The sequence below is a fragment of the Paenibacillus sp. UNC217MF genome (assembly GCF_000686865.1).
GTDB lineage: Bacteria > Bacillota > Bacilli > Paenibacillales > Paenibacillaceae > Paenibacillus_B > Paenibacillus_B suaedae.
Genome location: NZ_KK366027.1, coordinates 105,657 through 121,604, shown reverse-complemented (window position 1 = coordinate 121,604; position 15,948 = coordinate 105,657). Strand labels below are relative to the sequence as shown.

At 46.2% G+C, this 15,948-nt stretch carries 14 protein-coding genes; 2 read left to right on the top strand and 12 right to left on the bottom strand.

From position 1 onward, the window contains the following. Positions 1-207 precede the first annotated feature (207 nt). The 5 genes from BP95_RS0116660 to BP95_RS0116640 all read right to left on the bottom strand — a co-directional run bounded on the left by BP95_RS0116660 (position 208) and on the right by BP95_RS0116640 (position 6,339). Positions 208-2,082, bottom strand: coding sequence for an ABC transporter ATP-binding protein (locus BP95_RS0116660; RefSeq protein WP_021255969.1), 1,875 nt, complete (start codon positions 2,080-2,082; stop codon positions 208-210). Beyond that, complete coding sequence (locus BP95_RS0116655) at positions 2,079-3,806, bottom strand: ABC transporter ATP-binding protein (RefSeq protein ID WP_028532759.1); 1,728 nt, start codon at positions 3,804-3,806, stop codon at positions 2,079-2,081. Before BP95_RS0116655 ends, BP95_RS0116660 begins: the two co-directional genes overlap by 4 nt. Continuing rightward, positions 3,803-4,300, bottom strand: coding sequence for a MarR family winged helix-turn-helix transcriptional regulator (locus tag BP95_RS0116650; protein ID WP_021255971.1), 498 nt, complete (start codon positions 4,298-4,300; stop codon positions 3,803-3,805). The genes BP95_RS0116655 and BP95_RS0116650 overlap by 4 nt, the downstream gene beginning before the upstream one ends. 330 nt (positions 4,301-4,630) lie before the next feature. After that, entirely contained in the window at positions 4,631-5,416 is a 786-nt protein-coding gene (locus tag BP95_RS30660; protein ID WP_081819909.1) for an alpha/beta fold hydrolase, read from the bottom strand. A 221-nt stretch (positions 5,417-5,637) separates the two neighbouring features. Further along, positions 5,638-6,339, bottom strand: a complete 702-nt coding sequence (locus BP95_RS0116640; protein WP_021255973.1) for a CPBP family intramembrane glutamic endopeptidase — start codon at positions 6,337-6,339, stop codon at positions 5,638-5,640. 87 nt (positions 6,340-6,426) lie between these two features. Between BP95_RS0116640 and BP95_RS0116635 the strand changes: the two genes are divergently transcribed. Continuing rightward, positions 6,427-7,173: a MerR family transcriptional regulator gene (locus BP95_RS0116635; RefSeq protein WP_028532758.1), complete on the top strand. Its 747-nt coding sequence runs from the start codon at positions 6,427-6,429 to the stop codon at positions 7,171-7,173. A gap of 165 nt (positions 7,174-7,338) precedes the next feature. Here the strand turns inward: BP95_RS0116635 and BP95_RS0116630 are convergent, their stop codons facing one another. The 5 genes from BP95_RS0116630 to BP95_RS0116610 all read right to left on the bottom strand — a co-directional run bounded on the left by BP95_RS0116630 (position 7,339) and on the right by BP95_RS0116610 (position 12,211). Next, a complete protein-coding gene (locus tag BP95_RS0116630) occupies positions 7,339-7,974 on the bottom strand; it encodes an RNA ligase family protein (protein WP_021255975.1) in 636 nt (211 codons plus the stop codon). A 14-nt stretch (positions 7,975-7,988) separates the two neighbouring features. Further along, positions 7,989-8,948, bottom strand: coding sequence for an AAA family ATPase (locus BP95_RS0116625; RefSeq protein WP_021255976.1), 960 nt, complete (start codon positions 8,946-8,948; stop codon positions 7,989-7,991). 77 nt (positions 8,949-9,025) lie between these two features. Next, positions 9,026-9,604, bottom strand: a complete 579-nt coding sequence (locus BP95_RS0116620; RefSeq protein WP_021255977.1) for a DNA-3-methyladenine glycosylase I — start codon at positions 9,602-9,604, stop codon at positions 9,026-9,028. 201 nt (positions 9,605-9,805) lie between these two features. Further along, a complete protein-coding gene (locus tag BP95_RS0116615) occupies positions 9,806-11,107 on the bottom strand; it encodes a WD40 repeat domain-containing protein (protein ID WP_021255978.1) in 1,302 nt (433 codons plus the stop codon). A gap of 42 nt (positions 11,108-11,149) precedes the next feature. Then, entirely contained in the window at positions 11,150-12,211 is a 1,062-nt protein-coding gene (locus BP95_RS0116610) for a suppressor of fused domain protein (RefSeq protein ID WP_021255979.1), read from the bottom strand. Between the two features lie 258 nt (positions 12,212-12,469). Between BP95_RS0116610 and BP95_RS0116605 the strand changes: the two genes are divergently transcribed. Continuing rightward, on the top strand, positions 12,470-13,471 hold the full coding sequence (locus tag BP95_RS0116605) for a cation diffusion facilitator family transporter (protein WP_021255980.1): 1,002 nt from the start codon (positions 12,470-12,472) through the stop codon (positions 13,469-13,471). A 153-nt stretch (positions 13,472-13,624) separates the two neighbouring features. On the opposite strand, the gene BP95_RS30655 is transcribed toward BP95_RS0116605, so the two are convergent. Together BP95_RS30655 and BP95_RS0116595 are read right to left on the bottom strand one after the other, a co-directional pair. Next, on the bottom strand, positions 13,625-14,272 hold the full coding sequence (locus tag BP95_RS30655) for an NAD(P)/FAD-dependent oxidoreductase (protein ID WP_021255981.1): 648 nt from the start codon (positions 14,270-14,272) through the stop codon (positions 13,625-13,627). A 187-nt stretch (positions 14,273-14,459) separates the two neighbouring features. Next, on the bottom strand, positions 14,460-15,914 hold the full coding sequence (locus BP95_RS0116595; RefSeq protein ID WP_021255982.1) for an MBL fold metallo-hydrolase: 1,455 nt from the start codon (positions 15,912-15,914) through the stop codon (positions 14,460-14,462). Between the last annotated feature and the right edge of the window lie 34 nt (positions 15,915-15,948).

The following is a 15,948-nucleotide window of genomic DNA, read 5'->3' as shown; positions in this document are numbered from 1 at the left end:
CATCCTGAGGTATAGATTACACTCGTAATCGGAAATTGTCAAATTTTATTTATAACTGTACCTCGTATTTTACTCTGTAATAGAGATCTTGCGATTAAATCATAGTAACGTAATATATATTATGTAAACCAGTTGCTAGTTTCATTTGCAAATAAAAAGCCCAAGTATGCTGATCCAGCATGGAACGACATACTTAGGCTATAAATATTAAATTGCTTCTGGTGTTGATTCCTCGAATTGACTATTATATAGATCCGCGTAGAAGCCTTTTTGTTCGAGCAACTCATCATGGGTTCCTTGCTCAATTACAGTACCTTTGTTCATTACAAGAATCAGGTCAGCGTTACGTATTGTCGACAAACGATGAGCGATAACGAAGCTCGTTCTTCCCTTCATCAATTCGTTCATCGCGCGCTGGATATGAACCTCGGTACGTGTATCGACACTGCTCGTTGCTTCATCCAAGATAAGAATGGATGGATTCGCAAGAATCGCGCGCGCGATCGTAAGGAGCTGCTTCTGGCCTTGTGAAATGTTGGAGGCCTCTTCATTCAGAACCGTATCATATCCCTTCGGAAGCGTACGGATAAAATGATCGGCGTGCGCTGCCTTCGCTGCGCGTACAATCTCCGCTTCCGAAGCTCCTTCCCGGCCATATGCGATATTTTCACGAATGGTACCATTGAAGAGCCATGTATCCTGAAGCACCATACCGAACATCGACCGCAGACTGCTGCGTTCCATGTCGGTTATATCCACGCCATCGATTTTGATGGCGCCGCCATTAATTTCATAGAAGCGCATCAGCAGGTTAATAAGCGTCGTCTTCCCTGCTCCTGTAGGGCCTACAATCGCGATCATTTGTCCTGGTTTTACGTGGATGTTCATATCTGTAATGAGCAACTCGTCTTCTTTATATCCGAATTGTACATGCTCGAATTCCACTTGACCGACTGGATGTGCGATTTCAATTGCCTTCGCTGCTTCTGGAACCTCTTCTACCTCATCAAGCACCTCGAACACCCGCTCTGCCGATGCAATCGTTGATTGAATGACGTTCGCAATGTTGGCTGTCTGAGCAATTGGCTGCGTGAATTGCCGAGCGTATTGAATGAATGCTTGAATATCACCGATCTCAATCGATTTCTTCGTTACGAGCAATCCGCCTACCACGCAGATAAGAACATATCCGATATTGCCGATGAAGTTCATTAGCGGCATAATCATGCCGGAAATAAATTGTGCCTTCCAACCCGATTCGTACAAGCGTTCATTAACCTCGTTAAATTCTTCGAGTGATTTTTCTTCATGACCGAACGCTTTGACAATATTATGCCCCGTATACATTTCTTCTACATGACCGTTTAGCTCACCAAGTGATTTTTGCTGTCCCATAAAGTGTTTTTGTGACCGAGATGCCACCATCTTAATGACGATCGCACTAAGCGGCAATGTCAGCATACAGATGAGGGTTAACAGCGGGCTGATGGTCAGCATCATCACGATGACGCCAATAATCGTAATGATCGATGTAATTAACTGCGTTAAGCTTTGTTGTAATGTTGTACTTATGTTATCTACATCGTTCGTAACTCTGCTTAGAATCTCGCCATGCGTGCGTCCGTCAAAGTACTTGAGTGGCAAATGATTCAGCTTATCATTGACTTGCTGGCGCATGTCATACACAATTTTCTGCGCTACACCTGCCATCAAATATTGCTGTATATAACTGAAAAACGCACTGAACAGGTATAAGCCAACAAGAAGCAGTAGAATATTAGTAATAAAGTCAAAGTCCATGGCAGCTGGGAGTCCGTTGAACTTCGCCATTGTGAATTCAAACAGCTTGGTTGTTGCTTTACCCATAATTTTAGGACTGACGATTGAAAATATGGTACTGAGTATAGCCATCAAAAAGATGATGAAGAGCTTGGTTCGGCTCGGTTTCAAATAACCGAGAAGCCTGCGTAAGGTACCCTTGAAGTCCTTGGCCTTCTCACCCGGCATCATCATCCCCGGCCCCATCGGTCCACCGCCACCATGCTTACGGCCGGAATTCGCTGCTTTATTTTTTTCACTCATGCGATCTCCTCCTCCGACAGCTGCGAGGATACAATCTCACGATACACTTCACTAGATTTCAGCAGTTCTTGATGCGTGCCAATATCTGCGATTCGTCCTTCCTCCAGCACAATAATCTGATCAGCGTCCTTCACCGTACTTACACGTTGTGCGACGATAATTACAGTTGCGTTAGTTGTTTCTCCTCTTAATGCTGTCCGCAGCTTGGCATCTGTTTTGAAGTCTAGAGCGGAGAAGCTGTCATCAAAGAGATAAATCTCAGGCTTGCGCACAAGTGCCCGCGCAATGGACAAGCGCTGCTTCTGGCCGCCTGATACGTTCGTTCCCCCTTGGGAAATAGCTGAATCGTATCCTTCCGGCATAGCTGCAATGAAATCAGCAGCTTGTGCAACTACTGCTGCATGCTGCAATTCCTCATCGGTCGCATCCTGCTTGCCATAGCGAATATTATCTGCAATTGTGCCTGAGAATAGTACGGCCTTCTGCGGCACGTACCCAATCTTCTCCCGCAAGCCCTCCTGAGATAACTCTCTGGCATCTACACCATCAATCAGGATGCGCCCACTGTCAATGTCATAGAATCGCGGAATGAGATTCAGCATCGTAGATTTACCGGAACCTGTACCGCCGATAATGGCAGTCGTCTCTCCAGGGCGGGCGCTAAATGAGATATTGGACAATGCTGGATTCTCTGCACCCGGATAGCTGAACGTCACGCGATCGAACTCAATGTATCCGCGAAGTCCTTCCGCTTTCTTTACATGATCCTGATCACGAATGACTGGTTCCATGTCAAGCACCTCGTTAATTCGTGTGGCAGATGCGGAGGCGCGCGGTATCATAACGAAAATGATCGATACCATAACAAGAGAGAACATAATCTGAGCCGCATATTGGATAAATGCCATCAGATCACCAACCTGCATGCTGCCTGCATTAATTCGATCCGTTCCGAACCAAATAATCGCAAGAGTCGAGAAGTTAAAGGCAAACATAATGACTGGCATTAGCGATGCCATAATGCGGTTTACCTTTACCGCTGTCTGTGTTAGGTCTGTATTGGCTTCGTTGAAACGATCCTTCTCATGCTCGGTGCGATTGAAGGAACGAATTACCCGAATACCAATCAAGCTTTCGCGAAGCACTTGGTTCAGCTTATCGAGCTTCTTCTGCTGCGCCTTGAACAAGGGAATCCCTTTACTAGCTACGAGAAAGATTGCAAGTGCCAAGATTGGGATAACAACGGCTAGCACTAACGTTAGCTTGGCATCTTTATTAACGGCCATAATAATCCCGCCGATACACATCATCGGAGCGCTGATCATCATGCGAAGAATCATGACAAGCACCTGTTGTACTTGTGTAATGTCATTGGTCGTACGCGTAATAAGCGAAGCAGTACCAATGTTGTCGAACTCCTGCAGGGAAAAATGCTGAACGTGGTTAAATACCTTGCCGCGCATTAATTTTCCATACCCCATTGCAACCTTGGCTGACAAATAACTGCTCACAATCGCACAGATTGTTCCTCCGATTGCTACCGCCAGCATGAGACCGCCAATTTTCCAAATGTACGGGACATCTCCTTTTGAAATCCCGAAGTTTACAATATCAGACATGAGTGTCGGCAAATATAGCTCCGACAGCGATTGTACAAAGACAAGCGCTAATATGACGCCTATCGGCACTCGGTATGGTTTCAAATACCGAAACAACTTTATCATGCTTCCTCAACTCCATCTCCATCATCATGTGTCTTTTCTTGTTCTCGTTGTTGGCTGCGGATGTCATAGTATTCGTATACTTTCTTTAACAAATCCGCGAGATGAAGGCTATCCTCCTCACCTAGATGCTGAATCAGCCCGTTAATCTGTTCCTCGAATTGTTTCTGACCTTCTTCTGTTGTCTTCAATCCCTCTTCGGTCAGTTGTACTCGAACGGCACGCCTGTCTTCCTTATCCATAAACCTCTCCACAAGTCCCTTCTTCTCCAACACATTCAAGGTCTGAGTAACCGTCGGAGAAGTGAGCCGCAGATGGTTGCTGATGTCGGATACCCGCATAGCCGGCTCTCCCTCTTGCGCATGGCGCTTGATGCAGAACAGCATCATCATCTCACTGCGCTTCTTGCCTGCTGACATCCGTTGATTCCACTCGGCCCGATTGAATCGCATGAACGATTGGACGAGCTTATACGCCGTTGTATCTGGATCGAACATTTCCGCATCACCTCATAGATTCTAGAACACGTTTCATCTCTATATTAGGTTAGCTAACTATTAGATAATCAAATAATTAGGTTACCTATTATTTTACTACTGAATTATATACCTCTAAAATAGTTGATGTCAAATTCAGATCCTCCCATGTTCTCAATCATTCTGTTAACAGGTAAAGCACGATTAACTCCATTCCCCCTTCTTAGAGTCGGTAATCACTGTTAGGAAGTATAGAAAAACCCCGCCCAAAGATGGACGAGGTTCGTCAGAATAATCATCTGTATGGAAAGATAACAGGCTCACATATGCCCACTTTCTCAGCGTACATGGCTATGTGTGGCATACTGCACTTGCTTGTTCATTCGCACGTTCTACCTCTTCCAAGAACGCCAAAATAGTATCGTTAACCAAGATAGGCTGTTCACGAATCATATGGGGGCGGTGACTTGCTCCCTCTATAATGAGGTATCGTGAATTGGGAATAAGAGAAGTCACTTTCATTACATCTTCTTCTGGTGCATAAGGATCATGCTGACCAGCAATGAACAAGGTAGGACAACTTATGCCTCTGAATTGTTCTTCACTTAGCTGTGGATATGTTCGCCAATCTTTAAGCTTTTGGCGCAAAAATTCCTGCCAGTTACCCTTATGTGCTTCTCTATGCCTATCTTCCATTAACCGGATAAATGCATGGCCATCATTCTCAAGCAGCCACTCCGGTTCAAATTCCTCAGATCCATACGAAGCAACATACCCGCTCTGACCAATAGAAGTTAACGAAGTTACACGATCAGGATGGTGAATCGCACAATACAAGCCGACCCCTCCTCCCATGCCGTAGCCGATCAGATGCGCCTGTTGAATCCCTAATCGATTCATGAGTGCAATGATGTCATCAGCATGCTGCGGCGTACTCCATTCCAAGCTGCCACTTCTTGTTCTGCCATGCCCACGGAAGTCGGGGAAATAACAAGCATACTTACTTTGAAAATCAAGAATCTGGCTGGCAAATGCGAGAATCCCTCTTGAAAATCCGCTATGCAGAAAAATAACGGGAAATCCAACGCCTAGCTGCTCGACAAACATGTCCATATTATTGCAAGTAATATGCGGCATATTGCTCCATCTCCTCTTTTTATTTTTTATTTGGTGAGATCCTCCCTAATTCCCGGTTGAATGATACATGGTGTTGAAATTCGCTCATTTTTATAAGTAAGTATAGAATAGTACGACAGAGTTAGATGATCAATACATTTCCTTCCATATAAAAAGACAACCGCGTGATTAGACACTGTTGTCTTTGTCGTTGAAAAAATGATGATAACAATAAATCAGATTCAGCCTGCCACCGTTAATAGAACACCAATCGTATTCGTTATGCCATGGACAAGGATTCCAGGCCATACTGAACCCGTACGCTCATACGCCCATGCGAATATGACTCCGCCAACAAAATTAACGGGCATCGCATTTGTCGTCGGGTAGTGCGCTGCAGTAAAGATCAGCGCGCTTAGAAGGATTGCTCCTCCCATTCCAACACGTGTCCGCAGCCAGCGATAGATGAAGCCGCGATAGAAGATTTCTTCATATACTGGCGAAATGATCCCTGCCGATATGACACCAAGCAGCAAGGTAAATAACGTAACATGCTGTTTTAGGCTCTCTGTTTTACTATTCTCCACCGTAGTCCCTAGAAAGCTGGTAAGATAAACGGTTGCCAAACTGAGTATAATAAGTGCAAGTATCCAGAGTATGATTCTCCACCAATCTTTAGCCGAAAATGACTTTACTCCAACTTCTGCCCAGCTCAATTTCTGTGGCCGTAAGGCAACGAAATATATGCCCAGCATTAGCGTTATGGCTATAGTAAGTCCCGTCATCGTGCCTGCATATAGTGTGTTCTGCATCCAATCAGCGTACAATTGCTGCAGTGGATATTTAATCACACAAATCACAAATACGAATTCCAGTGCCAGCAAGGCCAGCATTTGGCGCCAAGTCCAAGGATCACTTTTCTTCCACATTTCGGTTGTCTTCAATCTTCATCCCTCAATCCCCTGTGTTATAATCCAACTATATTAGGTGACCTTACGTAACCTGCAAGCACTTTTTTCAGGAGGACTGACATGAATCGCTGGACAACAGGACAAGTATCGAAGATGAGAAATGTATCCGTACGAACATTGCGTTATTATGATCAGATTGGCCTGCTTACGCCGAGTCATAAGGCAGACAACGGTCGACGCTATTATTCGGAAGCAGATTTATTTACACTTGAGAAGATCACGCTCATGAAGTCATTGTCGCTCCCACTGGAGGATATTCAGAAATTGATAGACAAGCTGTCTTACCGTCACATCCTAACTGCCCATTATAATCAGCTTCAGGAGCAGTTAACATCGCTGCAGACGAGTATTTCCAATACAGCTACACTTATACATATGATTGATATAGAGGGAAATCTCTCTTGGGAGAAGGTATCGAGTCTTGTGCAGAACGCACCGGAGAATCCGAAGCAGTGGATGGATTACTTCGGAGAAGAAGAAAGCGAGTTTTTGCGCCAGACTCTTCCGAATCTAGGCAATAGCGACCCAATCACTCAACAGTATGTGTCCTTACTGCGGCGGATTGAATGGTGTATCCAGCAGTCTATCCCGCCAGAATCGGTTGAAGGCTGCAAAATTGCAATTGAGCTGAATGAGCTGTCGATGATCACATTTAAGGGTGATGAGGAGCTAATCGAGAAGTTCTGGGAAGTAAGAAAACGTCCTGCCAGTGAGACGGGGTTATTTCCGATATCAGATGAGGTATTGGAGTTCTTAGAAAGAAGCACGACCTATGCCTTGGAACAAGAAAAAGCAGGGGTAAAATAAATACGGTATTCGATAGCAGACCAGCTTGCTTGCCACTTATGGAGGAAGCTGGTTTTTTAGTTTTGTTGTCGGATAAATCCTCTGATAGATGGGTACTTCCAATATGAATTACATGATTCCCATTCCTTTCTTGTAATCTAGTTTTGTAAATAAGCGAAAATCCGATTATCGTCTCACAAGACCATTTGGTTCGATCGGCTTACTTAACCAATGTTCATCGGTTTGAACATGATTGCGGCGGACAAACTTAGCTGCACTTTCCTTGAATGCATCATAATGAAATGCTGACGCGAGACGAACAACATAGCCCTCCTGTTCCCCACCGCAGCGGGATTGCATCGTATAGCACTTCTTGATGGCTTCCTCATCCCATATTCCCCGATACAGCACTGGAACAACAGTAAGCTGAAGCTGTTCAGCCCATTCGAGGGTATCGTCCCAAGATAGGCATATGTTCTGCTCATTCCATACCGAGAACAGCATGAAATAACTCGGCAAGTCCGTATAAGATAGCGAATGCTTCGCATATACATTTTCACCGCATAATCGATAGCCTTCAGGGATCATGTATTGAATGCCGCCATGCTGCATTTTGACGATGTGCCGAGAAGGGTGATCCTTGCTGTCCAGGGAACGAGCGTGGATGCCATTGTTATACATCGTTGTATTCTCCCCGTCCATTTTTTCTGTAACAACAACCTCGCGGCCGATGAAATGATCCGTATTCCGCAAGATTTTATCGTCATTCGTATAGCTTCTGGACCAGGGAAGGTGCATCGTTTTCGGATATTTGATTTTCATGTCGTTTCACCTCCTTATTTCGCGAAAGTGTCGGCTTCCGCAAAAAAATACAATTGGGCCAACATCTCATCGCCTAACAAATGATAAATATGAGATGCTCCAGCATCCCCGCCGTGCAGGATGTCCATATGGAAGCTAACTAGATTGACAACCTGCAGGACAAATTCCTCGTCGTACCCCATTTGCTTCAGAACATGGCAGGCGATCGCTGCGGATACATGTTCATGACCATAATAGGAGTAATATCCCCGGCTTTGCTTCCACACCTTGCAGAATGGCTTGCCTGCATCATGAAACAGTGCAGCGAACTGCATTGCCAGCATGTTATCCCCTTCGTAGAATGCACGTACATATTCCAGCACCGCATAGGTATGCTCGGACAACGTTCTCGAATGATGCGGATTCTGTTGATCATATCCTACCATTACCCGAAAATGCGGAGAGCTGGACAAATAGTTGAACAATTCGTCGTGATCCGGATTATCCGCAAGCAGCTCTTCCAGCTCCGGGCGCGAAAGCATAGCATCAGCTGGAGCATGCACGATATGAAGTTGTTGAAAGCCTTCACCAAGGACCGGAAACTCAAAGTGCTTAGCAAACTTGGACATTACACTCTCGTCGATCCTACGCTTTCTAGATTGAGCCCGCTGCATGGCGATATCATAGGGCGTGCTGCACACATGACATTCCACCGGAACCTCCCTGAACCGCTTCAAGAACTTCAATCTTCGTTCTCGGCTGACATTGGTTGCGTCAAATACTACATTGCGCCCAGAAGCCAATGCTTGCTCAATCTGAGAGAACGCTTCATCAAATACGATATACGTATTCTTTTGCTTCGCCTCATCTCCGAACAGTTTCTGACGTATGGAGTCGGTTGCTACATGAACAGCCCTGTGCTGCTTGCACAACTCCTTCGCGTAATGGCTCTTCCCGCTACCCGGTATGCCGGCCAGCATGTGAATGGAACTCATCGATTTCTCACCTCCTTTCAAATCTCTTTTCATAATCGAAACCTCTATTCATACATAAATAGACATCTATCCAAAAACTAAGATCGAATTGTTTGATGTGACGTATGGCAGAGGCAGTCCAGCGTATGATCATTCACCATGCCAACCGCCTGCATGAAGGAATAGCAAATCGTGCTGCCTACGAATGAGAACCCGTCTTTCTTAAGTTGCTTGCTCATTCGATCACTAATATCGGTTGTAACGGGAACTTCCTTGATGGTCACCCAATGGTTTACAATGGGTTGGTTATCGACGAAGCTCCATATGTACGTGGAGAAGGAGCCGTGCACTTTCTGGAGCCGCAAAAAAGCGTGTGCGTTTTTAACGACACTGTGAATTTTCAATTTGTTGCGAACGATCCCTGCATCATCGAGCAAGGATTCCAGCTTCTCTTCCGTGTACTTCACGATTTTCTCTGCCTCGAATTGATCGAAGGCTTCACGGTAATGTTCTCTCTTCTGCAAGATTGTCCACCAACTGAGCCCCGCCTGCGCACCTTCCAAGCACAGCATTTCAAATAACTTTCGATCATCATATACGGGAACTCCCCACTCTTTGTCATGGTAGTCCACATATAAAGGCTCATTTTCTTTTACCCAAGCGCATCGTTTACACATCGTTGTAGACCAGTCCTTCTTCAATAAATCTTTCTTCAATAAGAGATTTTACATCATGATTTTATAGTGTGATGCTGACAACTTACAAACTCAGAAACTCACTCTGCGCAGATCATCAATATTATATTCTTATCTGGTTAGCAGGTTCGATCAGTAGAGCGTTTTATGCCATACTTCTTCCGTACTTCTACCTTACTTCAACTACCAACGCAGCGGTTCCTCATCTCGCCATAGAATCCAGCGGTCAATCTCTATGATATTCGCAGTACCGATGCTGTACTCACTCTTGACACCGCTCTGTAAATCAATGAGATGCAGCATTCCTCCATATGTGCCTACCGCTAATCGTGATTCATCTGGTGATGCGACAATACCGGATAAGGTGCTGCCGACAAAATATCGCCATATCTCATTACCTTCACTGTCTATTTTGCGCAAATATCCATAGGCATCACCCAATATATGACCATCTATCAATGCAGCAGCGGCGTATACACGCATCTCATCATTCATGATCGGCCACTCGTGTTCTGTCCCAGCATCAAGCTGCCCCAAGTCTGCAAGCGGGACTTGAATCGTTGCCCCATTATAGAAATGGCATGCATTATACCACACTTCGCTACTGTCCTTGGCGAACAGCGCATAATGCGGATAACTGGATTGCGGCTCGATCGTATACACCTTCCCACTCGCCGCATCTCGCAATAGATGTTCACTGCACTGGCTGCCATACGCAAGCCAGCGTCCATCTGGAGACACAGCGCCGTGCACCATATCGATGTGAGTATCCTTGTAATCATATTGCTGCATCTCCGTCAGTTCAGGATGAAGCAGCTCGACTTGGTCTTGGCTAAGCAAATAGATGCCGCAATCGGTTACGAGAAGAAGACGTGAGCCATTGTCGAATGGAATAGCCTCCTCAATATGGCTAGCCGGATGTTCTGAATCGGCAAGTGATTCACAATCATTCAAGATTGCCTTAATACGTTGCTGTATAACTTGCCAGGACCAAGCGGAAATCTCTTCGCCCTCCCCCAAGCTTGTAACGATTCCTCGTATTATACGTATTCCTTGTTCATTACTAAGCGCGAAATAGTTTCCGTCCGAGGAGCATCCAATATGATAGAAGTCAGGAAGCTCAGTAATTCGATCCTGTTGAATGAGATAGATGCTGCCGCCATAAGTACGAACAAGAACAGTACCATCATTCAGACAGACAATTGGTTTAATCGCTTGCTGCTTCTCCTCATAATCGGGTGTAATTGGCCAGGATGCTGGCGGAATCTCCTGTCGCAGCCGTTCGGTATCACCTGCTTGATTGGCAGCCCGTATCATGTCAACGATGTCTGCGGCCATGCCCGAACGCTGATCATCCCCTGGCTCTTGTTGTGCCTGTTCCCAGTTGCTTTCCATCCCGACGCGCACATATTCATTAATTTCCGAGGCATACCGCTTTCCTTCTGTGCGCCACTTCATCGCAATTTCTTCTCTTAGCCAGCTCATGACAACTCCTCCTCATACCCATTCATGTCTCTCGTGTCAGCCTTATCCAATAACCTCGACGACGTTGCCTTCTTGATCCTTAATTTCTGTTATCTCAATCTGAAAGACGATGCTCTGTGTAGACGCAAGTTCGATCATGCCCGCCTTCGGCTCCAGCCTCGTGCTTAGTTCAGCAACCGTACGATCATCTACGAACAACTGAATCGCATTTTCCGTCGTTTCGTGAGAAGTACGATCGCCCGATTTTATTACGATTGTAACCTCTGGGCCAACCAGTGTAAGTTCTTTGCGCTTCAAGATCCGCCCCTGCAGCAGCTTCCCTATTAAGGCCGCCTGCTTTGCACCGATGAGGAGTTTAGCCGGCTTTTTGCCTAACCATCCATTTTTGCCAGATTCCCATCCTAATTGCTGAACGAATAAGATACCGGTGTTCGAACCGTCATTCTGCATTCCTCGCTCTGCAGCTTCGGCCACTTCTGGCATGCGAAGAAGCGACTCCCGCTCCAGATCGGTAATGTAATAAGGCAGGTGCGTTTCGGATGCATTCAAAAGGCCTAATGTATTCCAAGTTTGCATCGCTTCAAGCTCATCATTCGTAATCCCTACCATCTGAATGAACTCTACCTTGCCATTCGGTGTATCGATTGCACGCAAATCGGGATCTTCAGCGAAGGCGAGCGCTGTTAATTGGGTATCTGCATCCAAGCATATCGGCCCGTTCGCATCCAGATAATCTCCCGATCGAAATACATTGCCGGAGTTGAATACGTATCTCCCCATATTTTGCAGCAGGTTAAGCGCCCACGCGGGAGGTTCCTCATCCTCAGCCTGCCTAACCAGTCTGAATGTAAGTTCAAACCCGTATCCGCTACATTCTTCATCGTCTAATTCTTTATCATAAAGTTCTGAAAAACCATAGGTTACAAAATGCCAATGCGGGTATGGAAAATCCGCCTTGTATGCACTTAATCCATCCAAGGGGTCATGTCCACCCAAAGCATATGAAATGATCGTGCCGTAATGCTTAGGCTCCTGCTCGCCATAAATTGCTGTGACTGCTTGATCAATCGCATCCCATCCGGCGGTGCTTGCTTCTTGGTTCATGTAGCGTTTCCTCCCCAAAGGCTCAATCTATGTAAATTGGTAATACGAACAAACAGCTTACAGCGGACACGCTCTGTTGCTGTAATTCTATCAATCTCCTATCTTGGTAATTATATCAATGATAGAAGCAAAAATGAAATCTTGAAACTATTTTTGATTTAATCGTATTAATAATTGATTGCATTTAGCTTCTTGTAATAAAATTAGTAAGCTTAGGCAACAATTTCAGTTATCTTATTCATCATTTAGGAGGAAGCAATGGATCCCGAATCGGAACGAGAAACGGTATTACAGTTAATTAAGAAAGGAAATAAGTCCTCTGCAATTGCAATGATAGGAAATGCCATTATTGCAGCTGCAAAAGGCGCAGGTGCTGCAATGAGCGGCAGTGGAGCGATGTTCGCATCTTCCATGCATTCTCTGGCGGACAGCGTGAATCAAGGCTTTGTATTCGTCGGCAGTATACTTGCGGAGAAGAAGCCCACTCGCCAATTCCCTACTGGATTCGGTCGAGTCATCAACCTCTTTTGTATGGTGGCTGTTATCGTTGTAACGATTATGGCCTACGAGACGATACGTGAGGGCCTGCATTTACTTCAGCACCCCGTACAAGCGAGCAGTGGGGCGTTCTGGATAAATATCGCGGCATTAGTATTCAATTTAGTTGTTGATGGAGCTATTTTGCTCAAAGCGATGAAGGAAATTACGAAGGAAGCAAGAGTTGAAACAAAAGGTATTGCATTCATCCCCGCTTCATTTAAGCATGTTAGTCGTTCTGCACCACCTACTCGCTTGGTATTCTATGAAGACCTGGTTGCTGTTACGGGTGCCTTATTGGCCATGAGCGCAGTTGTCGTCACTTCCTTGACAGCATTTAAGGCTTTGGATGGAATTGCGACGCTTCTAATCGGGATATTAATGATTGGCGTTGCTTTTCGAGTCGGGTATGACAATATGGTTGGACTTATCGGGGTCGCAGCTCCTCGCGATGTTGCGGAGAAGGTAGCTTTCCTTATTCTTGCTGACTCGGACGTTACGGATATTAATGATTTGCGAATTACGCAGGAAGGGCGCTATTATCACGTCGATGCGATGATCGAACTGCGCAAGGGCTTAACCTTAGCCGACGCTGATGATATTATTTTCCGCGTTCAAGACAAGCTGATGGCCGATCCAGATATTACAGACGTTATTTTGGGTGTTTTAGAGGATAACGGGGTTACGGACTGGACGCCTGAAGCGTTGAACGAATTCTCATAATCCATATACAAGAGCGGTACGATTCAAGAAGATTCTTGATCCGACCGCTCTTTTTTATACACAAGTGTATGAAGCATCATTCAACTATAAATAAGAGGTTATCAGAACGATAAACGATATCATATACATGCAGATCTTCCCTAGCGTGCAAGGTTAACTTGATTCAGTTTTACTTTCGGTACGCACAGCTTCTTCGATAATCTTTTCGAACGACATGCGTTGAATAAACGTAGCGTATTTCTCCTTCTTCTTGCCATTCGCTTGAAAGAAATCGATCATTCGGGTGACGCAAGGGATTAACTGCTCCGCTGTTACTCCGGAAATCGCCAATTGGCCGAGGGTTGGCTTGATTGTTTTCGGCTCTCCGCCAATGTATATATCGAATACATCCTTCATTTTCACAATCCCAATATCCTTCAGCAACGGTTCTCCTGTTCCGAGTGCACATCCAGAGTAGCCTACCCTGAGCGGGTACGGAACCTCGATTCCAGCTATCGCTTTATTCAGCTGCTTGGCAAGCTCCATATTCGTGTCTTCTGCTCCTCTGCAGAAATTACATGTAATCAAGCTCTTGGTGTAGAAGCCCGCTGGATAGATCTCTAACCCTACTTCCTTCAACCGCTGCTGTACCTCATCCATTCGTTCTTCTTCCATTTCGACATACAGCTGCTTGAAGGTAGTCAACTCGATCTTTGCCTGATTGCCTACGATAGAACCAAGCAGTGACAACTGTTTAGGCGTAAAAAGACTTCCTCCTTCTTCAAAACCCGGAGTTACTGCAAACTTCGCGAGATGCGTCATCCGATCCCTCCTCTATATACTTAGGGGGTATGTTCGTGTTTTGTTACTTATATAGTATACCCCCCTATAGTATATAGTCAATGGGTTACTCCCTGTACAGCCAATAAAAAAAGCGAGCATGCTTTGCCCGCTTTTTACTCATTATTTTATGGTATTCCTTGAAATGTATGGGCCAAGATCTTGCCATCTATCGCGTCACAATAGGCAATCCCTCTTCTTGCCACCTGACGATGCCGCCCTGCAGGTTGAAGACATTCGTAACGCCGTGCGCCTGAAGAATGCTGACTGCAATGGCGGAACGCATTCCGGTTCGGCATTGGACGAGCACGGGCATTTCAGTCGGAACCTCCCGAACGCGTTCCGGAAGCTTGCCAAGCAGTATATGTTTGGCATGTTGAATGTGGCCTTCCTCCCATTCTGCACTTGAGCGCACATCCACAACTGCGATCTCGCCGCCAACTACCTGGTCTGCGATGCTCGCAGGAGTAACGTCAGGATAAGATTCCAGCAATTCTTTGGAAGATGAACGGAGGGCGCTATCCACCCACATCTTCGTCGCTTCGATCAGGCCTTCAATTCGATCAATGCCGATGGATCGCAAATCTCGGGCAATATGGGGCAATTGCTCTTCTTCCCCCATCACATACAGCGGGTGCTCGTCATTCAGAAGCCATCCGGCCCATGAAGTAAAGGAACGGTTGTATGGCACATTAATCGTCCCCTTTACATGCGCGGCTCCAAATGCAGCACATGGGCGAGTATCCACGACGATTGCTCCTGCTTGAACGAAACTCGCGACTTCTTCCACACTCCCTTCGATCTGCTCTGGAGCAACAAGCTGGCCGAGTAATGCAGGGCCTATCCGGTTCATGTGCTTCATTCTCGGAAAATAAGTTGGCGGTTCGGGTTGCCCAGCCAGTAACGAGTTAACGAACTCATTTTCGTTCGTGAAGGACAGGGCCCAATTGAAGCGCTTCTCATAGCCTACCGTCGATGAAGGAACTGCGCCCAGCGCCTTGCCGCATGCGCTTCCCGCACCATGGGCAGGCCACACCTGCACGTATTCGGGAAGCTCCTTGAAGCGCTGTAAGGAGCGGAACATTTGCCTTGCTCCCTCCTCTGCCGTGCCTGCCAGCCCTACTGCCTTCTCCAGCAGATCAGGGCGTCCCACATCACCGACGAACACGAAGTCGCCCGTAAAAATGCCGATCGGAGAATCGGCCCCTCCGCCCCGATCCGTTAGCAGGAACGAAATACTCTCAGGCGTATGGCCAGGGGTATGAAGCACTTCGAATTCGAGATTGCCGATGTAGAATCGGTCTCCATCCTGCACAAGGCGATGATTGACCTCGTTCCCGCTCTCATCGCTCACATACGAATATATCCAATCCGGGCCGCCTTCGCCCGATAAGTAAAGTGTTGCTTCTTGCTCCACTCCGAATTCGCGCATTCCGGACACGAAATCAGCGTGGATATGGGTTTCGGCAGCAGCGATAATGTTCAAGCCTTCGGATTTAGCCGTTGTGATATATGGCGTTACATCGCGAGCCGGATCGATCACGATCGCTTCCCCCGTAGCTTGGCAGCCGACCAGGTAGGAAGCATGAGCTAACTTGTCATCATAAAAATAACGCAGCAGCATTAGGCAATACTCTCCCCTTTCTAAATAAAACAAC